The following is a 19,777-nucleotide window of genomic DNA, read 5'->3' as shown; positions in this document are numbered from 1 at the left end:
CGCCCCTCACTTCATGGCATCAAAGATGGGTTTGAGGGTCGACACCCAGTTCTCGGGATTGATATCCCCCACGTGGCGATAACGGATGATCCCCTTGCTGTCGATAAAGAAGGTCTCCGGCGCGCCGTACACCCCAAGATCCAGTCCCAGCATGCCGTCCGGATCATAGAGATTGACCAGATAGGGGTTGCCCAGCTCCGCCAGCCATTTGATCGCCTTGTCGCGCTCATCCTTGTAGTTCATGCCGATGATGGGAATGCCCTGCCCTGCCAACTGTTTGAGGTAGGTGTGCTCGCCGTAGCAGGTCGGGCACCAGGTGGCCCAAACGTTGAGCAGCATGGGGCGACCGGTCAGGATACTGCGATCGTGCTGTTTGTTCAGATCGTAAATGTCCTGCAGGGTAAACACCGGTACCTCCTTGCCCACCATCACAGATTCGAGCTTGGTGGGATCGGAGTAGAGCCCCTTGAACAGGAACACAGCCCCCAGCAAAAAAACGATAAAGGGAATTAAAAACAACCAGAGCTTTTTGTTCATGCCTTGGCTTCCTCCTCACGACGGCCGAAACGGTAACGCTTGTCGAGCATCGCCAGCACGCCACCGATAGCCATAAAGACGCCGCCGAACCAGATCCAGCGCACGAACGGCTTGTAGTAGATCCTCACTGCCCAGGCATTGTTGTCTAGCTGCTCGCCAAGGGCCGCATAAAGATCTCGCGTGAAACCGGCATCGATGGCCGCTTCGGTCATCGGCATCCGGGTCACTGTGTACATCCGCTTCTCGGGCTTGAGCAGGGCGACCTGCTTGCCATTTTTGTGCACTTCCAGCACGCCCTTGAAGCCATCGTAGTTGGGGCCGTTCTTCTCTTTGATCCCGGCAAAAACGAACTCGTAATCGGCAAAGTGCACCCGATCACCCGCCTGCATCCGCAGATCCTTCTCGATGCTGTAGTTCTGGGTGCAGGCGATACCTATGATGCTGACTGCCAGCCCCACATGGCCAAGGATCATAGCCCAGTGACTGTTGCCAAGCTTGCGCACACCGACCGCAAAGCTGTGCTTGTGGGTCGCGCGCACCCAGGTCTCCTGCGCGCTGGTGACGATGATCCAGGCGCCCAGACCAATCCCTACCGCCGCCCACGGCTTGAAGGTTTCGGCAAAGATCAGCGGCAACAGCAGGGCTGCTGCCAGGCTCAGCACCAGCGCAAGAATCACCTTGCCCTTGAGCTCGCCAAGCTCCTGGCGGCGCCAGCGAAACAGCGGACCAACCCCCAGCAGCAGGGCAAACGGAATGATCAGCCAACTGTAGATATGGTTGAAGAAGGGAGTACCGATAGAGATGCTCCCCAGCCCCAGCTCCTTGTGCACCAGCGGCAGCAAGGTGCCGAGCAGCACAGTCAGCAGGCCAGCCACCAGCATGATGTTGTTGCAAAGCAGCAGGGTTTCGCGACTCCACAGCTCATGCTTGCCGTGGCTTTTCACCTGCGAACCTTTAAAGGCAAACAGCAGCAAGGATGAACCGATCACCGCCAGCAGGAAGCCGAGAATAAACAGGCCGCGGGTCGGGTCGGAGGCAAACGCATGCACCGACACCAGCACGCCGGAGCGCACCAGGAAGGTACCGAGCAGGCTCAGCGAGAAGGCCGAAAGGGCCAGCAGCACGGTCCACGCCTTGAAGGTGGCGCGCTTCTCGCTCACCGCCAGCGAATGCAGCAGAGCGGTACCCGCCAACCAGGGCATGAAGGAGGCATTTTCTACCGGATCCCAGAACCACCAGCCGCCCCAACCGAGCTCGTAGTAGGCCCACCAGGAGCCGAGCACTATGCCGAGGGTCAGGAATACCCAGGCCGCCATGGTCCAGGGGCGCGACCAGCGGGCCCAAGTTGCATCAAGACGACCGGTCATCAATGAGGCTATGGCGAAGGCAAATGCCACCGAGAATCCTACATAACCCATGTAGAGCATCGGCGGATGGAAGATCAGACCCGGATCCTGCAGCAGCGGATTGAGGTCACGGCCATCGACCGGAAAATAGGGCAAGGTGCGGGTGAAGGGATCAGAGGTGAACAGCACGAACGCGGTGAAACCGACCGAGATCAGCCCCAACACGCCGAGCACCCGCGCCACCGCATCGAGCGGCAGACGGCGGCTGAACATGGCTACCGCCGCAGTCCAGCCACCCAGGGTCAGTACCCACAGCAGCAGGGAACCTTCGTGGGCCCCCCACACCGCCGAGATACGATAGGCGAGCGGCAGCAGGCTGTTGGAGTTAGTGGCCACATACTGCACGGTAAAGTCGTTATCGATAAAAGCCCAGGTCAGGCAGAGAAACGACAGCAGCAGCAACAAAAACTGGGCATAGGCGAGCGGACGAGCCGCCGACATCATGCCAAGACGCCCCCGACTTGCGCCAAGCAGCGGATAGCTACCCAGCAACAGGGAGGTGGCAAAGGCCAGGATCAGCGCAAACTGTCCTAATTCCGGGATCATGGCTTATTCCCCTTCAACTGCGCATCGGTGTATTCCGGTTTGAAGTGCATGCCACTGGTGGCATCGGCCACTTCTGGCGGCATGTAGTTTTCATCGTGTTTGGCCAGTACCTCGAACGCTTCGACCGTGGTGGCATCCTTGAGAGTTCCTTGCGCCACAATCCCCTGCCCCTCGCGGAACAGATCCGGCAGGATGCCATCAAATTGCACCATCACCTGATGACCACCATTGTCGATCAGGTTGAAGCTAACCTTGAGGCTGTTCGGATCGCGCTTGACAGTGCCGGGGACCACCAGACCACCAATGCGCAGGCGCTGCCCCTCTTCCGGTTTGATCTTGTCCGGCCCCTTCCCTTCCACCAGCTCGCTCGGGGTATAGAAGAGGTCGATATTCTGACTGAGGGCGTAAAGCACTAGGCCGCTCACGGTGGCGAGGCCCAGGGTGATGGCCAGAATGATGGTGAGGCGTTTTTTGCGTCTCGGGTTCATAGGGTGTTCTCCATCTGCCGGGCCGCCTTGCGACGGCTCTCGCGTGCCTGCTTGCTGCGTAACTCATTAAACAGACGACGGGTTTTCATGCGGGTAGAAATGATGATACCGACCAGACAGAGCAGGGTCAGACCGAAGGAGAGCCAGACGTAGAAGGCGTAACCGCCCATCGCCAAAAAGTCACTGAATGAGGCAAAGTGCATGCTTACTTCTCCTGTTCGGCAATCTCTTGAACCCAGGGACGATGCCACTCCCGCATCAAGAGCTCGTTTCGAAAACGCATCAGGGTAAGGGCCCCGAGAAAGGCAACAAACGCCAGGATCATGATGAGCAGTGGCCAAAGCATCTCGGGAGAGATGGAGGGTTTGTCAAACTTGGTGATAGTGGCCCCCTGGTGCAAGGTGTTCCACCACTCCACCGAGTAGTGAATGATGGGGAGGTTGATCACCCCCACCAGTGCCAGAATGCCGGCAGCACGGCCAGCAACCACCTTGTCACTGAAGGCGTTGTAGAGGGCAATCACGCCGAGATAGAGAAACAGCAGGATCAGCTCAGAGGTGAGCCGTGCATCCCACACCCACCAGGTTCCCCACATGGGCTTGCCCCAGGCGGCACCGGTAAACAGTGCAATAAAAGTGAACACAGCGCCGACAGGTGCGATAGCCGCCACCGTCATGTCCGCCATCCGCAGTTGCCATACCAGCCCGATAAAGGCGGCAACTGCCATGGTGGAGTAGGCCCCCATCGAAAGAATGGCGGAAGGAACATGGATATAGATGATCCGGAAAGAGTCACCCTGCTGATAATCGGCGGGTGCAAAAGCCAGTCCCCAGACAGTGCCGATGATGAACGATAGCAGACTTATCACAGCAAACCAGGGCAACAGGGTCCCAGCCAGCCGATAGGCCCGTTCGGGTTTAGCGTAAGGGTGCAACCATTTCCACATAACTCACAAACCTTTTTGTTATTAATTGTTTGGCGAGGCCTAACATACTGACCTCGGGATAACATCAAATACCTCGAAAGCAATAAGCGGCAATCCGCTTGATCCATCGCAACTTTATTTCTGGAAAAGAATGCTCCATGTGAAACCATGTTGCGTTCTACCAATAGATCATCAGTTAAGACTGACCCTCAATGCGGCCGCAACGGCCAACGGCGTCAGCGTCAGGGCACCAACCAGCATGGCGGCCAGAATGGCAAGCTGTCCGCCATAGGGCAAGCCCATCCCCGCCGCATCAATTGCAGAGGTGGCAAAAATCAGTACCGGAATATAGAGCGGCAGGATAAGCAGACTGAGCAGCACTCCGCCCTTGCGCAACCCGACCGTCAGGGCAACCCCGACTGCACCGAGCAGGCTCAGCACCGGTGTGCCGAGTGCCAGAGTGGCGACTACCGCCAGATAACTGTTCATATCCAGCGATAGCAAAATTGCCAGCAAGGGCGAAATCAGCAGCAACGGCAATCCAGTCAGTAACCAGTGAGCAATCACTTTGGCAAGCGCCAGCAACCCGAGTGAATGGGGCATCAACATGATCTGCTCCAACGAACCGTCGCCAAAGTCGTCGCGAAACAGTCGCTCCAGCGACAGCATGGCCGCCAGCAAGGCTGCCACCCAGATGATGCCGGGAGCAATGCGAGCCAACAACTTGGGCTCAGGGCCGATACCGAGTGGGAACAGGGTGATGACAATAAGGAAAAACCAGAGCGGGTTAAGAATATCTGCACGCTGGCGCAGGGCCATCAATAACTCGCGGTGGATCAAATACATGACGGCACGCAACATCGAAACTACTCCTGCAGCAAGGGCGTAAGCGAGAGTGTTTTCAGTCGACCCTGCATCAGCGTCATATCCTGATGAGTGGTGAGGATCACCATCCCCCCCCGCTCGGCATGAGCCAGAAACAACCTCTCCAGCACCTTGACCCCCTGCTTATCAATGGCGGTAAAAGGCTCATCCAGGATCCAGAGAGCCGGTTTGTCACTGAGCCAGAGCCTGGCCAGAGCCACCCGACGCTGTTGACCTGCCGAGAGCTGTCCGGTCGGGTTCTCTTCAAAACCGGCCAACCCAACCTGGGCAAGCACCTGCCACAAATCCACTGTCTGCCGGGATACATGATGCAGCTTCTGATAAAAGGCGAGATTTTCGAGCGGAGTCAAGGCAGCTTTGACCCCGGGCTGATGACCGAGATAGAGCAGATTGGCATGGTACTCATCACGGCAATGGCGAATATTTTCACCATTCCAGCACACTTCACCGGAAAACGGCTGAGACAGGCCAGTCAGCAGACGCAGCAGGCTGGTCTTGCCAACCCCGTTGGGACCTTCAATTTGCACCAGATCACCGGGAACTACCGCAAAGGAGAGATGTTCAAACAGAGTGCGATCTTCACGCACGCAGCTCAGATTGTTAACTTGAAGCAGCATGGAGATTTTTTCAGAGAAAATGAAGCGGCTTGCATCTTAACACAGTATTGGAATACGTCTTTTCCAAGATGCCCTTCATCCACTGTTTTTGTGGAGAAGATCGCGCACAAGGAAAAATAGGCGTGGAAAATGATGACAATCAAAGGCATCCAAATAGATCAAACTGGAAACCTCATAACAAACCAGTATTAGCAAATAACTATTCTTCTCGATCACTGTACATGGCGCTCCATGAAAGAGCGCCATACATGCAACAGAAAAAATTCAGGAAGGCAAGTTGCCTTCCTGAATCATCAAGAGCGGCCTTTTCGCAACGATATCAAGAGCTCGGCTTCTGCCTTTGGCAACTCGCACTCACTCATGACCTCATCAAGGTCGGCGCCCAGTTCGACCATCTTGGCCGCTCGACTGTAAAGCCGTCGCTCGGGATCCTGCATGGTCAATTCTTGCTGGCGTTCATTGACCTGCTGCATCGCCCCTTCTACCGACTGTAACCGCTGTCCCATGCCGATGGCGCCGGTATGAAGCTCCATCATCTGCTTGCGCAAGCTTTCCAACTGACCTTGCAGCGTTGCCACACTAGCCTCGGACTCCTGCTTGCTACGCTTGCTCTTGAACCAGATATAAGAGGCAAACGCCAAGGCAATCAGGGACAACCCCAAGGCAACCATCTCGATTATCAAAACATCACCTTACTTATCAGAGGGAACCGATATCTTCCCACTCTTCATCGGAGAGCAGCTTGTTCAAGTCAACCAGGATCAGCAGTTGCCCATCACGGTTGCTGACCCCCTGAATGAACTTGGCGCTCTCTTCGGTACCTACAGCTGGAGCAGCATCGATTTCGGAAGATTTCAGATATACCACTTCTGCCACGCTGTCGACCATGATGCCAATCACCTGCTTCTCGGCTTCGATGATCACAATCCGGGAATTTTCGCTCACATCGCCGGAAGGCAGACCGAAACGGGAACGGGTATCGATGACAGTCACCACATTGCCACGCAGGTTGATGATCCCCAGTACGTACTCAGGCGCACCCGGCACCGGTGCAATTTCGGTGTAGCGCAACACCTCCTGAACCTGCATCACATTGATGCCGTAGGTTTCGTTTTCCAGCTGGAAGGTTACCCATTGCAGCACTTCATCTTCGGCCAGATTCTGTGCGATATTGCGCTTTTCTGTCATGTTTTTATTCCTTTTATGAAAACGTCTACTGCTAAAACTAGCAATAAAACAGCTCGATTGCAGAAGTTATCAGCGACCTTCTATGTTAACCCCACGCTCCAGCAACAAGAGCAGTTCACGAACGTGTAACAGGGCACACATTTTTTCTTTGACCATGCCCGCCAACCAAGGGCGCTTGCCCTCCTGATGGCGCCATTTAACCTGGTCACGGTGTAACAATTCAGTCCCTTTGAGATGGTGGCAGGCTAATCCCCACGGCGATTCACCAAGCATAATCAGATACTTGTAATCATCCATCTCGAGATGCTGACCCGGCATGACCCACTGGGCGGTATCGACCACATTCATCTTCTGCTCGCGAGAGGTCATGATCCCCTTGTACCAGCCCGGCTGGCCAAACAGGGAGGTGATCTCGCCCAACTGGTGAATACCACCAAGCTCGGTCAACGGCACCGCAAACGTCACGCCCGCGACTTCAAAAAAGAGGGCCTGAAACTCTTTACCGGTATCGATATTCTCCCAAGTGACAGGTTCAGTGGCTTCTACCGGAGCAACCTCCAGCGCAGTTTCAGTCAAGATGGTGGTGTGGGGCTCTGCAACTTCGGGCAGCAGCACCTCCTCAGGCCATTCAGGCTCTACCGGCAACAATGACTCCTCGGCCACAATCTCCAATGGGGCCGTCAGTGTCACCTCCTGGGTGAAGGCATCATTTTCAAACTGAACTTGTCCCACCTGAGCCAACAGTTCGCCAAGCTGGGCAAGGCGTGGATCACTTTCCAAATAAGGTGCAGCAACCACCTCGGGGACGCTGTGGGGCTGACGTTGCAACTGTAAAACAGGGGCGGATTGAACCTCTTCCACCTCATCCAGCACCAGCGGCTCATCGAGCAGCAGGGAGTGGAAATAGTCATCCATCGCCCGTACTTGAATGGTATCTCTCATGCCGTCACCTCATGAACCCGTTGCCGCTCAAGGGCATCAAGATGGTTGAGCAGCGTCTCATAGGCATAGGTTCCACGACTCCCGGGAGAATAGATAGACGGGGGGATATGCAGCAAGCTGGCATCCCGAAACTTGGTATCAATAGGGATCACCGCATTCCACACTGAATCTCCATATTGATCCTTGATCGACTTCAAGGTCATCAGAGAGGCACGGGTGCGCTTGTCGAACATAGTCGGGATCACGGTATAACGGAATTTGTCACGCTTGGAACGCTGCATGATCTCGAATGTCTTCATCATCCGCTCCAATCCTTTGAGAGCGAGAAACTCGGTCTGAACCGGCACAAGAATACGATCGCAGGCAGCCAGCGCATTGACCATCATCACCCCAAGCACAGGCGGGCAGTCGATCAGCACATAATCATATTGATCCTGAATGCGCAGCAGCGCCCGCTTCAGCACCAGCCCCATTCCCTCACGATTTCCCATTACCCGATCAAGAGTCGCCAGGGTAATAGATGCGGGTAGTAAATTGATATTCTCGAACTTGGTCTTGAGCGTCAGTTTATTGACAAGCTCGGCTGTCGGTTTGACAGCTTGAAACAACTCATAGAGGGTTCCATCCAGACGATCTGAATCAAAATCAAGATATGCAGTCAGCGAGGCGTGAGGATCGGTGTCAATCAACAGCACTCGCTGACCACGCTGGGCCAGGATCCCGGCAAGCGAGACCACTGTGGTGGTTTTACCCACACCACCTTTCTGGTTGGCAACCGTCCAAACAATCACTGTATCAATCCTGCCTTGTTGTTATACGTATGCCGCCACCGGGCAAAGAGATAACCTTTATCTCTCCAGCATCCACCGCCTGCTGCACCACAGGAACCGGTTCGGCAACCACCGGGGGCTTTACCGCCACAGGAGCTGGCGGCACCCAGGCGAATTTGGAAATTGCGACCACAACCTTGCGATTTTGCAGCCGGCCTTGCTCAGTGCTGTTATCGGCAAAAGGGGAAAACTCGCCATATGCCTCAAAGGCCAGACGCTGGGGTGCGATGCCATCAGCAATCAAGCCATTGAGCACCGCTTCGGCCCTCGCAGCAGAAAGCGCCCAATTAGAACGATAAATTTCATTATTTATCTGTTGGTTATCTGTATATCCTCGGACCCTTATATAGTTATCGACCGGTTTGAGAATACTTGAAAGAGTATTGATTACCGGTGCAGCATTCGGTCCCATAAAGGCGCTGCCACTGCCAAACAGCAGACCTGAACTGAGTTCCACAGTCAGCCAGTTCTCGTCTTGCGTCATTTTGACTATCCCGGCATCCACCAGTGACCCCATGCTCTCTTGCAACTGCATATCAAGTTTGGCAAGTGTCGTGCCATCTTGCAGCACAGGGACACCAGAAATGGGGGCAAGTGAAGGAGAGGGGGACGTTGCGCTTTCCAGCAACGAGGGGGAGGCAGAAACAGCATTCTCCAACAGTGAATTGCCCTGCCCCTCCAGCAGACCATCACTGCGAGACTGCATGACACTGAACGCCTGACTCATGCCATCTATCACCGCACGATATTTGTCCTTGTTCACCAGCGCAACAGAGTAGAGCACCACAAACAGAGCAAATATCAGCGTCATGTAATCGGCATAGGAGACCAGCCAACGGTCAAGGTGTTCACGCCCCTGCAAGTGCAAACGATAGCGCTTGCGCATGGCTACTCTCCTTTCAAATAGGCCCTGAGCCGACGTTCAACCTGTAAACCATTCTCACCATGGGCAATGGCTAACAGCCCTTCCAGGGTCATCTCCTGAAACAGTGCATAGTGATAGTGAAACGCTCGCAACCGGTTGGCTATCGGTAGATAGATCAGGTTGGCAAACCCGACACCATAGATGGTTGCCACAAATGCCACTGCGATGCCAGCCCCCAGAGCAGATGGCTCTTCAAGATGAAACATGGCCTGGATAAGGCCCAAGACAGCGCCGATAATCCCGATAGTCGGACTATATCCCCCCATGGCTTCGAACACCCGGGCCGCATGTTCATTACGCTCCTGCTCGATATCGATATCGGCTTCGAGCAACATGCGAATATCCTCCGTGGAGACACCATCGACAATCATGTTCAACCCTTGGCGGGTAAAATGGTCCTCCTCCTGCTCAGCCTGATTTTCGAGGGCCAGCAGCCCCTGCTGGCGTGCAAAGGCAGCCCAGGATTGTAGCCGTTCAGCCTGGGCAGAGAGATCCTGCCGTGGCGGATTGAAAATCCATAGACACTGGCGCAATGCCAGCAAAACAAACTTGGCAGGGGTCTGCAATGTAACGGCACCAACTGTACCGCCAAGAACAATGAGAAAAGCAGGCCCGTCCAACAACGTCAACAGGGAGCCACCATGCCACAGCTGGGCAATAGCAATAGCCCCCAGTGCGAGGAGCAGACCGAGCAAGCCCATGATTAGCGCCCCAACTCAACCAGAATACGCTGGGCCACCTTGTCCAGAGGAAGTGATTCACTGGCAATACCTGCCTTTGCAACCGCTTGAGGCATGCCATATACCACGCAGGAAGCCTCATCCTGAGCCCAGATTGTAGAGCCCTGCTCTTTCAGCAGTCTGGCACCATCACGGCCATCAGCCCCCATACCGGTTAGCACAATCGCCAATACCTTGTCGGCATAGGTCTTGGCAGCAGAGGCAAAGGTAATGTCCACGCAAGGCTTGTAATTTACCTTGTCGTTGCCATCAACGATGCGAATACGGGCGCCTGCACCACGACCCTCCAACAGCATCTGCTTGCCACCGGGGGCCAGGTAGGCATGGCCCGGTTTGAGGACGTCTCCATCCTCGGCCTCCTTGACACCTATCTGGCATAACCCGTTTAGACGGGCAGCAAAAGCTGCGGTGAAGGTGGCAGGCATATGCTGGATAAGCAATATTGGGTGAGGAAAATCCCCTGGCAACTTGGTCAGCACATTTTGCAAGGCTACCGGGCCGCCGGTAGAAGTCCCGATCGCCACCAATTGATAACTCTTGCCACTTCGCTTGAATGAGGCACTTGGCACAGTGCGTTGCAGGTCAGGCTGACGCTCTGAAGATCTGGGCGCAGTGCTACCCAGCGGAGCACGAGCAACCGGTTCAGGTGCTTTGGGGCGAGCAGCGGATGTCATCAGGAAGCGCTTGCGGGAGATCTCCTTCACCCGTTGTTGCAACAGTCTGACCGCTTCGTCCTTGTCTCTGGCAATGTCTTCAAATTTTTTGGGCAAGAAGTCAAGAGCACCGGCGTCCAGTGCATCCAGCGTTGCCTTGGCGCCTTCATGAGTCAGGGAGGAGAACATCAGAATGGGAGTTGGACACTTGGCCATGATCTCCCGCACTGCACTGATGCCATCCATCACGGGCATCTCGATGTCCATGGTGATCACATCAGGGCGCAGCGACATGGCCTTGTCTACGGCTTCACGCCCATTCTGAGCAGTATCTATCACCGTCAGCATGGGATCCTGATTGATTATCTCGCTCACCCGGCGGCGAAAGAAGCTCGAATCGTCGACAACTAATACCTTGACTGCCATTGTTATTTTTCTAACTCCTTGGGCCTGAGCGATTAATGTCTACGCGCATATGCTTTGAGCAGACTCGGTACATCCAGAATAAGGGCAATACCGCCATCGCTGGTAATGGTTGCACCAGCCATCCCCGGGGTGCCTTGCAGCAGATTATCGAGCGGCTTGATCACCACCTCTTCTTGACCAATCAAGCTGTCGACCACAAACCCGATTTGCTGAGTGCCAATCTGCACGATCACCACATGCCCGGTATCCTGACGTGAGCGCTTGTTGGTACCACGGATCAACCACTTGTGTAGATAAAAGAGGGGAATCGCCTTATCACGCACAATGATGGTGAGCTGACCATCGACCATATTGGCCTTCTTCAGATCCAGATGGAAAATCTCGTTCACACAACCAAGGGGAAGCGCGAAGGTCTGCTCACCCACTTCAACCATCAGGGTCGGCAGAATGGCTAGCGTCAACGGAACCTTGATTTCGAGACGGGTGCCTTTACCCCAGGTAGAATCGATGTGCACTGACCCATTGAGGCTGACAATACTGGTTTTAACCACGTCCATTCCGACACCACGGCCAGAGATATCGGAGATCTCGGACTTGGTCGAAAATCCGGGGGCAAAGATCAGGTTATAGGCATCGTTATCACTCATGCGCGCGGCAGTATCTGCATCCAGCACACCGCGGCTGATGGCAATAGACTTGAGTTTTTCCGGGTCCATCCCGGCGCCATCATCCTCAATGCAAAGCAGGATATGATCGCCTTGCTGGGAGGCGCTAAGGGTGATCGTCCCTTGCCGCGGCTTGCCCGCTTTCTCCCGCACATCCGGCATTTCGACCCCGTGATCGCAGGAGTTGCGAACAAGGTGAACAAGAGGATCGGCGAGCGCCTCCACCAGGTTTTTGTCGAGGTCGGTCTCTTCCCCAACCATCACCAGCTCAATCTCTTTTTTGAGGGTTCTGGCCAGATCACGCACCACGCGCGGGAAACGACCAAATACCTTCTTGATTGGCTGCATGCGGGTTTTCATCACCGCACCTTGCAGGTCAGCCGTTACCACATCCAGATTGGCAACCGCCTTTGACATCTCTTCATCATTACTGGCAATACCCAGACTCACCAGCCGGTTACGAACCAGTACCAACTCACCTACCATGTTCATAATGACATCAAGGGTCTTGGTATCCACCCGCACCGTCGTATCGCTTTGCACTGCACTGTTTTCGGCAGGAGCTGGCGTAGCCTTGGCGGCAGGCGCTGATGCCTTGGCTGCTTCGGCAGGTTTTGCGGGGTCAGCCTGTACAGGTTTGGCTACAGGTGTTGTCGGTTTGGGCGCAGTCACCGCGGCAGGTGCGGCAGGTGCGGCAGGTGCGGCAGGTGCGGCAGGTGCGGCAGGTGCGGCAGGTGCGGCAGGTGCGGCAGGTGCCATACTACTCTGAGGACCTTGGCCACGACCATGCAATTCATCAAGCAGGCGTTCAAACTCATCATCATCGATAAGCTCGTCCACCTCTTTTTGCACCGACTTCAGAGGATTCACCTCTGGCGCCCCCATGTGCTGTCCCTGACCATGGAGTTGATCCAGCAAGGCCTCAAACTCATCATCGGTTATATCGCCAGATTCGCCAGCAACAGTCGCTCCTGCCGCACTCTTGGTTGGTGTGCCCCCCACGCCATGCAGCTCATCCAGCAGACGCTCGAATTCATCAGCTGAAATCTCGTCTATGGATCCGCCCCCGTTAACAGGAGCAGGATCGCTGGCCTGGTTTATCGGTTCAACAACCTCGGGGTCGGAGACAACCTCAACAACAGGAGTGACAGCCTCCTGCTCCATGGCAATAGCGCCACTTGTCGCGGTTCGGAGTTGCTCTTCTCCTTCAGGCTTGCACAACTCGTGGAGGTCATGGAGCAGATCATCAGACGCAGGACTTGGCGCTTCACGGTTTTGTACTTGGGCGAACATGACGTTTATGGCGTCCAGCGCTTGCAGGATCACGTCCATCAGTTCGGCAGTCACGGTTCGCTTGCCATTACGCAAGATATCAAATACGTTTTCAGCGCCGTGGCATACGTCAACCAACTCCCCCAAAGACAGGAAACCGGCACCACCTTTTACGGTATGGAAACCGCGAAAGATGGCATTTAACAGATTCTTGTCATCAGGCCGCTTTTCCAAGTCGACCAGTTGCTCAGACAACTGTTCCAATATTTCGGATGCTTCGACCAGAAAGTCTTGCAGTATGTCTTCATCAACTTCGAAGGCCATGCGTCACTCCATTAGAATCCCAAGCTAGACAGCAGATCGTCCACATCATCCTGACCATTGACTACATCGGCACGCGCCTCTGGATTCATGATTGGGCCTTCGGCTTCAATCCCGTTCACAGGGAGAGTACGAGTTGAATGCTCAGCTGCAGCCTCACCAAACATAGTCAGCATTTCTATTAATTTTGTTTCAACTTCCTGAACCAGTTTTATGACCTTGCGGATCATCTGGCCTGTCAAATCCTGAAAGTCTTGTGCCATCAGAATTTCTGTCAGCAGTTGTCGTAACTTATCGGCATCTGACTCAGAAGCCTTAATGAAATCATCAAGTTGATGGCATAAGGACTTAAACTGCCCCACGCTCATATCTCTGGACATCAGTGCATTCCAGTTGGGCATCACCAGCTGGATATTATCATTCAGGCGATCCGCTATTGGCAGACTGGCCTCTACCGCATCCATGGTGCGATTAGCAGCCTTGTCGGTCATATCTATGACGTAATTGAGGCGCTCCCTCGCATCGGGAATGTCATGGGTGGCCAAATCGGGAATTCGGGGGTCGAGACGAAATTCTTGAAGTGAGTTATGCAGTTGTCGGGTCAGCTGACCAACTTTTTCAAACAGATCGGCTGCGTTGGGGGCACATACATTGGCAAGCAGTTCATCGGCCAGCTCGAATTCACCTTGCTCCAGATGAGCAACAAGCATCCTTGCCTGGTCGAGCGAAATCATTGCTTTCGTTTTGGCCATCATCCCTGCTGCTCCTTAGCCAAGGCGTTCAAAAATTTTGTCGAGTTTTTCTTTGAGCGTTGCTGCAGTGAAAGGCTTGACGATATAACCGTTAACGCCGGCTTGCGCGGCTTCGATGATCTGCTCGCGTTTGGCTTCTGCCGTCACCATCAGTACCGGCAGATGCTTGAGCTTTTCATCGACACGAATGGCTTTCAGCAGGTCGATACCTTGCATGCCTGGCATGTTCCAGTCGGTAACCACAAACTGGAAATCACCATTTTTCAGCATCGGCAATGCTGTGTTGCCGTCATCCGCTTCATGGGTATTGTTGAACCCAAGATCGCGAAGCAAGTTCTTGATAATCCGGCGCATCGTTGAAAAATCGTCAACAATGAGGATTTTCATGTTCTTGTCCAAAATTCCCTCCTCAATAGCCACCTCAGTGGCTCACTTACATGATGCTAAAAACGGGTTGTGTCATGCGGATTATGCCTTAGAGTTTCATCTCAGTGTAGCCAGTACAAACACTTATAGATGCCAATCTCTCAAACGAGCGCGTAGTCTGTGCATTGCCTGACTATGTATCTGACTCACGCGCGACTCACTCACATTCAAAACCTCGCCAATTTCACGTAAATTCAGCTCTTCATCGTAGTAAAGAGAGAGAACCAGGGCTTCTCTCTCCGGTAAGCGACCAATTTGCTCCGACAGTTGAATTTGAAATCGTTCTGTGGCCAGTTCATCAAACCCCGAGCCTGACGGAGCTTCATCAGGGTTACCGATCACATCCTCACTGACCCCCAGATCCTCGATACCGATGATCTTGCCACAGGAGACATCCTGCAGCATGACATGATAATCAGCGAGAGAGACCCCCATTTGCGCTGCGACTTCCGCGTCGCGAGCATCCCGTCCATTGGCTTGCTCCACATTTTCGATCGCTTCGGCAATCGCTCTGCTGTTTCGATGCACGGAACGGGGCACCCAATCACCACGCCGGATCTCATCCAGCATGGCACCACGGATACGGATCCCGGCATAGGTCTCGAAACTGGCTCCCTTGCTACCATCAAAGTTCCGTGACGCTTCGAGCAGCCCAATCATACCTGCCTGTATCAGGTCATCCAGCAAGACACTGCTTGGCAGGCGAGCCAGCAAATGCTGGGCAATCCGCTTGACCAGTGGAGCATGGCGCTCTACCAGCAGATAGGAATCCTGATGACGCAAGTACGCTTGGGCTTTATTCACGGGAACCTTCCTGTGTGGTGGCCTGAGTCTGCAACAGATTCTCCAGGAAAAACTCCAGATGACCGCCAGGCTGGTTTGGTACCGGCCAGCTAGCTGCTTTGTTGGCCAATGCGCGGAAAGCCAAAGCCGCCGGCGACTTGGGAAACGCCTCGACAATCAGTTTCTGCTTGCGCACGGCTGCACGCAGATTGGTGTCATAAGGCACGCAGGCAACCAGTTCCAGTGACGTATCGAGGAAACGATCGGTTACCCGGGTCAGCTTGGCAAAAAGCTCCTGCCCTTCACGCAGGCTGCGCACCATATTTGCCACTACCTTGAAGCGAAATACACCGTGCTCTTTGGAGAGGATCTTGATGAGGGCATAGGCATCGGTAATGGAAGTCGGCTCGTCACACACCACCACCATGATGTCCTGCGCAGCACGGGTGAAACTCAACACCATGTCCGAGATCCCCGCCGCCGTATCCACCATCAGAATATCGACCTGGGTCTTCATCTCGCTGAAGGCGCGGATCAGTCCGGCATGTTGTACCGGTGAAAGCTCGACCATGGACTGGGTCCCCGAGGTTGCAGGCACAATCATCATGCCATACGGTCCCTCAACGATAATGTCGTCGATAGTGCACTCACCTGCCAGCACGTGAGAGAGATTGCGATGAACCCGCAGCCCCAGCATGACGTCGACGTTGGCCAGACCAAGGTCAGCATCCAGCACCATTACCCGTTTGCCTTGGGCCGCCATGGCTCCGGCCACGTTCAGGGTCACGTTGGTCTTGCCCACGCCACCTTTACCACCGGAAACGGCGATCACTTTTACTCGATTGTTTTGACGCATTTTGCGCAGACCACTCGCCTGATCCATATACATGTTACTCATAAAACTCCGAATCTTCGGCCTCGCCAAAGCCTGTGCCCCAGAAATAGGGCTCTTCTGTTTCTCGCTCCAGCGAGCCCATGGCCGCGCCGACAAGCTGCGCCGCATTGGCAACCTGAATATCTTCCGGAACCCGCTGCCCATCCGTGATGTAACTGATAGGCAAGGCATTCTGGATACACACGTTAATTACTTCGCCCAGATTCAGACTCTCATCCAACTTTGTAAGTATGCAGCCGCTCAAGGGAATGCGCCGGAAATGGTCAACCGCTTCCTGCATTACCCGACGCTGGGAGGTTGCCGACATCACCAGATAGCTGCGGATCCTCACCTTGGCATTCTTGACCAGGGTATCGAGCTGCTCGGTCAGCCGGATATCCCGCTGCCCCACGCCTGCCGTATCGATCAATACCAGCCGACGGTGGCGGAACTGATAGAGGGCATTGGCCAGCTCTTCGGCATCACGCACCTGACGTATCGGACAGCCCATGATCCGGCCATAAGTCTGTAATTGCTCATGAGCACCGATCCGGTAGTTGTCAGTGGTGATAAGGGCCACCTGCTCGGCACCATACTTCATGGCAAAACGGGCGGCTAATTTGGCGATGGTGGTGGTCTTGCCCACCCCGGTCGGCCCCAGCAGGGCAACGGCGCCCCCCTGACGTAAAATCTCGTCCTCGCTGATCTTGAGCTGAGCCGTCAACACTTCCGCCAACTGGGCCATCGCCTGATGGATGGGCATGTCTTCAGGGATCAGCCCCGCCAGTTGATCGGCAAACGCATCGTCAAAGCCCATCTTTTTGAGCTCCTTGATCAGCAGAGCCCGCATCGGCTCACGTCGCTCAACTTCCTGCCACATCAGACCGGAGATCTGGTGCTCCAGCAATTTGCGGATACTGGCCATCTCCTTGCGCATCCCCTCCATCTCCTGATCCCGCTGAGCAGGTTGAGAAGAACGCTGGGCGGAGGCAACCCGGGCTTTGGGCTTGACAGGTTCCGGGGCGGCGCCCCATTGCCCCTGCTCGGCCAATGTTCTGGGCGCTGCATTGGCAGCGGCCAGACCGGCCGATTGGGTATTGCCCATTGGCGCCCCATTGCCCGGCTTGAGCTTCTGCTGGCGCGCCAGCAAGGCTGCCAGGGTATCGGCATAATGTTCGTTCTGTTCCTGAACCTTTGTGGGCTCGGGGCGGGTCATCTGCCGAGCAGCAGACGAAATATTGACACTCTCATCGTTCAGCTGACGGCGAACCGGCGCATCTTTGGGCCCCGGAACCTGGGATTGATAATCGACTGCGGCGACTATCTCTACCCCTCCGGTGACCTTCTTGTTGGACATGATGACAGCGTCAGGCCCGAGCGTCTCCTTGACCTCGGCCAGAGCCGTTCGCATGTCCTTGGCAAAAAACCGCTTAATCTTCACCCATCGTCTCCGCTAACTAGTTCTGCCCTACCGCACTGACGATGCGGATCTGCTTGTCGTCGGGCACTTCCTGATAAGACAGAACACGCAACCCAGGAATGGCATTCTTGACAAATTTTGCCAGGGTATTGCGCAAGATCCCCGATGTCAGAAGCACGGCCGGTTGGCCTTCCAATTCTTGTCGTTGAGTGGCTTCCACCAGCGAGCGCTGCATTCGCTCCGCCAGACCCGGCTCAATACCGGCACCATCACCTCCACCCGCCTGCAGGGATTGATGCAATATACGTTCCAATTCAGGTGCCAATGTTATCACCGGTAGCTCTGGGTCTGGGCCGGCAATCTCCTGCACAATCAGACGACGCAGGGCAATCCGGCAAGCCGCGGTGAGCACTTCCGGATCCGGACTGCGCGGCGCGTATTCAACCAGGGTCTGCAGGATAGTGCGCATATCGCGGATTGGCACCCCTTCATTGAGCAAATTCTGCAATACCTTCACAAGGTTACCCATGCTGATCACTTCCGGCACCAGCCCTTCGACCAACTTGCTCTGGTGTTTGCCAATCATGTCGAGCAGTTGTTGTACCTCGTCATGGCCGAGCAACAGTGAGGCATGGTTGGTCAAGATCTGACTCAAATGGGTGGCAACTACGGTCGCAGTATCCACCACTGTATACCCCAGGGTCTGCGCCTGTGACACCTGCTCCTTGGCTACCCACACTGCTTCAAGTCCAAACGCGGGATCCCGGGTAGCAATCCCCTGAATTTGGCCGAATACCTGCCCCGGGTTGATGGCCATCTCTTTATCATGGTAGACGCTGGCCTCGCCGGTACTGACTCCCATCAAGGTGATGCGATATTGATTTGGTGCCAGATCCAGGTTGTCGCGGATGTGGACGGCAGGCACCAGAAAGCCCAGTTCTTGCGAGAGTTTCTTGCGCACCCCTTTGATCCGGTTGAGCAGTTCGCCCCCCTGATTGCGATCCACCAGCGGGATTAGCTGGTAACCCACTTCCAGCCCGATGATGTCTACCGGCATCACATCGTCCCAGCTCAACTCTTTCTGTTCATACGATGGCTGGTCAGTACTGGTCGGCATCAACTCGCCGCTGGCTGCTTTGGCTACCGCCAGCTTCTCGCGGCGCAGCAGCCACCAGGCTCCAGCGGCAGCGATCGCCCCCAGACTCAGGAAGGCGAAGTGCGGCATCCCCGGCACCAGTCCCATCATCAGCAGGATACCGGCAGAGATGATCAAGGCCTTGGGATTGTCGAACAGTTGGCCCAATACCGCCGTGCCCATATCCTGATCGGTATTCTGACGGGTCACTATGATGGCGGCGGCGATAGAGAGCAACAGGGAGGGGATCTGCGCCACCAGACCGTCACCTATCGCCAGCAGGGTATAGATCTCGGCAGACTCCCTGAAGGTAAGATGATGCTGCATCATCCCGATGATAAAGCCGCCGATGATGTTGATGAAGAGGATCATGATGCCCGCAATGGCATCCCCTTTGACGAACTTGGAAGCACCATCCATAGAGCCATAGAAGTCCGCTTCCTGGGTCACATCCTGGCGACGCTTCTTCGCCTCTTCCTGGTTGATGAGGCCGGCATTCAAATCGGCATCGATGGCCATCTGTTTGCCCGGCATCGCATCCAGAGTAAAACGGGCGCTCACTTCCGCGATCCGCCCGGCCCCCTTGGTGATAACCACAAAGTTGATGATCATCAGGATAGTAAAGACGATGATGCCGACTGCATAGTTACCGCCGATCACCACATTACCGAATGCCTCGATCACATGGCCTGCCGCTGCACTGCCATTGTGACCTTCCAGCAACACCACCCGGGTCGAGGCCACGTTCAATGCCAGCCGCAGCAAGGTGGCCAGCAGCAATACGGTCGGGAAAGCAGCAAATTCGAGGGGGCGCCGGGTATAGACGGATACCAGCAGCACCACGATAGAGAGCGCAATGTTGAAGGAGAAGAGCACATCCAGCATCAGTGGCGGGATGGGCAACACCACCATGCCGAGCGCGGCCAATACCAGCAGAGGGGTACCAAGGCCTTTGCTCAATACTCCCCGAGACTGTTTTAACTGGCCCAATACTGCCTTGAATTCCATCGCTCTTCTCAAT

General features: G+C 55.0%; 21 protein-coding genes. All 21 read right to left on the bottom strand.

The annotated features are described in order from the left end of the window. Positions 1-6: 6 nt before the first annotated feature. Positions 7-537, bottom strand: a complete 531-nt coding sequence (locus G5195_RS14990; RefSeq protein WP_279505510.1) for a DsbE family thiol:disulfide interchange protein — start codon at positions 535-537, stop codon at positions 7-9. Then, on the bottom strand, positions 534-2,489 hold the full coding sequence (locus G5195_RS14985; protein ID WP_421222791.1) for a heme lyase CcmF/NrfE family subunit: 1,956 nt from the start codon (positions 2,487-2,489) through the stop codon (positions 534-536). The genes G5195_RS14990 and G5195_RS14985 overlap by 4 nt, the downstream gene beginning before the upstream one ends. Then, positions 2,486-2,977, bottom strand: coding sequence for a cytochrome c maturation protein CcmE (gene ccmE, locus G5195_RS14980; protein ID WP_005344003.1), 492 nt, complete (start codon positions 2,975-2,977; stop codon positions 2,486-2,488). The genes G5195_RS14985 and ccmE overlap by 4 nt, the downstream gene beginning before the upstream one ends. Beyond that, positions 2,974-3,180: a heme exporter protein CcmD gene (ccmD, locus tag G5195_RS14975; protein WP_216951795.1), complete on the bottom strand. Its 207-nt coding sequence runs from the start codon at positions 3,178-3,180 to the stop codon at positions 2,974-2,976. Before ccmD ends, ccmE begins: the two co-directional genes overlap by 4 nt. A 2-nt stretch (positions 3,181-3,182) precedes the next feature. Continuing rightward, positions 3,183-3,923 carry a heme ABC transporter permease gene (locus G5195_RS14970; protein WP_216951796.1) on the bottom strand — a complete coding sequence of 247 codons (741 nt, stop codon included), beginning with the start codon at positions 3,921-3,923 and terminating at the stop codon, positions 3,183-3,185. Positions 3,924-4,094: 171 nt separating this feature from the next. Continuing rightward, positions 4,095-4,763, bottom strand: a complete 669-nt coding sequence (ccmB, locus tag G5195_RS14965) for a heme exporter protein CcmB (protein WP_421222789.1) — start codon at positions 4,761-4,763, stop codon at positions 4,095-4,097. Between the two features lie 5 nt (positions 4,764-4,768). Beyond that, positions 4,769-5,404 (bottom strand): cytochrome c biogenesis heme-transporting ATPase CcmA, encoded by a 636-nt coding sequence (ccmA, locus tag G5195_RS14960; RefSeq protein ID WP_216951798.1) that lies wholly within the window; start codon positions 5,402-5,404, stop codon positions 4,769-4,771. Positions 5,405-5,697: 293 nt separating this feature from the next. Beyond that, positions 5,698-6,075 carry a DUF2802 domain-containing protein gene (locus G5195_RS14955; protein WP_168769852.1) on the bottom strand — a complete coding sequence of 126 codons (378 nt, stop codon included), beginning with the start codon at positions 6,073-6,075 and terminating at the stop codon, positions 5,698-5,700. A gap of 28 nt (positions 6,076-6,103) precedes the next feature. Further along, on the bottom strand, positions 6,104-6,592 hold the full coding sequence (locus G5195_RS14950) for a chemotaxis protein CheW (protein ID WP_005343991.1): 489 nt from the start codon (positions 6,590-6,592) through the stop codon (positions 6,104-6,106). 69 nt (positions 6,593-6,661) lie between these two features. Further along, entirely contained in the window at positions 6,662-7,534 is an 873-nt protein-coding gene (locus tag G5195_RS14945) for a chemotaxis protein CheW (protein WP_421209526.1), read from the bottom strand. Continuing rightward, positions 7,531-8,325 carry a ParA family protein gene (locus G5195_RS14940; protein WP_005334696.1) on the bottom strand — a complete coding sequence of 265 codons (795 nt, stop codon included), beginning with the start codon at positions 8,323-8,325 and terminating at the stop codon, positions 7,531-7,533. Before G5195_RS14940 ends, G5195_RS14945 begins: the two co-directional genes overlap by 4 nt. Before the next feature lie 4 nt (positions 8,326-8,329). Further along, entirely contained in the window at positions 8,330-9,250 is a 921-nt protein-coding gene (locus G5195_RS14935) for a flagellar motor protein MotB (RefSeq protein ID WP_216951800.1), read from the bottom strand. Positions 9,251-9,252: 2 nt separating this feature from the next. Further along, positions 9,253-9,990, bottom strand: coding sequence for a flagellar motor protein (locus G5195_RS14930; RefSeq protein ID WP_227341082.1), 738 nt, complete (start codon positions 9,988-9,990; stop codon positions 9,253-9,255). A 2-nt stretch (positions 9,991-9,992) separates the two neighbouring features. Beyond that, complete coding sequence (locus G5195_RS14925) at positions 9,993-11,108, bottom strand: protein-glutamate methylesterase/protein-glutamine glutaminase (protein WP_227341083.1); 1,116 nt, start codon at positions 11,106-11,108, stop codon at positions 9,993-9,995. Between the two features lie 32 nt (positions 11,109-11,140). Further along, positions 11,141-13,369 (bottom strand): chemotaxis protein CheA, encoded by a 2,229-nt coding sequence (locus tag G5195_RS14920; protein ID WP_216951802.1) that lies wholly within the window; start codon positions 13,367-13,369, stop codon positions 11,141-11,143. An 11-nt stretch (positions 13,370-13,380) separates the two neighbouring features. Beyond that, positions 13,381-14,121 carry a protein phosphatase CheZ gene (locus G5195_RS14915; protein WP_216951803.1) on the bottom strand — a complete coding sequence of 247 codons (741 nt, stop codon included), beginning with the start codon at positions 14,119-14,121 and terminating at the stop codon, positions 13,381-13,383. A 12-nt stretch (positions 14,122-14,133) separates the two neighbouring features. Next, positions 14,134-14,517 carry a chemotaxis response regulator CheY gene (gene cheY / locus G5195_RS14910; RefSeq protein WP_041234108.1) on the bottom strand — a complete coding sequence of 128 codons (384 nt, stop codon included), beginning with the start codon at positions 14,515-14,517 and terminating at the stop codon, positions 14,134-14,136. 111 nt (positions 14,518-14,628) lie between these two features. Next, on the bottom strand, positions 14,629-15,348 hold the full coding sequence (locus tag G5195_RS14905; protein ID WP_216951804.1) for an RNA polymerase sigma factor FliA: 720 nt from the start codon (positions 15,346-15,348) through the stop codon (positions 14,629-14,631). Further along, positions 15,341-16,183 (bottom strand): MinD/ParA family protein, encoded by an 843-nt coding sequence (locus tag G5195_RS14900; protein WP_408082997.1) that lies wholly within the window; start codon positions 16,181-16,183, stop codon positions 15,341-15,343. The genes G5195_RS14905 and G5195_RS14900 overlap by 8 nt, the downstream gene beginning before the upstream one ends. Before the next feature lie 34 nt (positions 16,184-16,217). Beyond that, positions 16,218-17,642 (bottom strand): flagellar biosynthesis protein FlhF, encoded by a 1,425-nt coding sequence (gene flhF / locus G5195_RS14895; protein ID WP_421222785.1) that lies wholly within the window; start codon positions 17,640-17,642, stop codon positions 16,218-16,220. A 16-nt stretch (positions 17,643-17,658) separates the two neighbouring features. Further along, positions 17,659-19,764 carry a flagellar biosynthesis protein FlhA gene (gene flhA, locus G5195_RS14890; RefSeq protein ID WP_421222783.1) on the bottom strand — a complete coding sequence of 702 codons (2,106 nt, stop codon included), beginning with the start codon at positions 19,762-19,764 and terminating at the stop codon, positions 17,659-17,661. Positions 19,765-19,777 lie beyond the last annotated feature (13 nt).

The organism is Aeromonas sp. 601039, from assembly GCF_049174415.1.
Lineage (GTDB): Bacteria > Pseudomonadota > Gammaproteobacteria > Enterobacterales > Aeromonadaceae > Aeromonas > Aeromonas veronii_A.
This window is presented reverse-complemented; position numbering and strand designations above follow the sequence as displayed.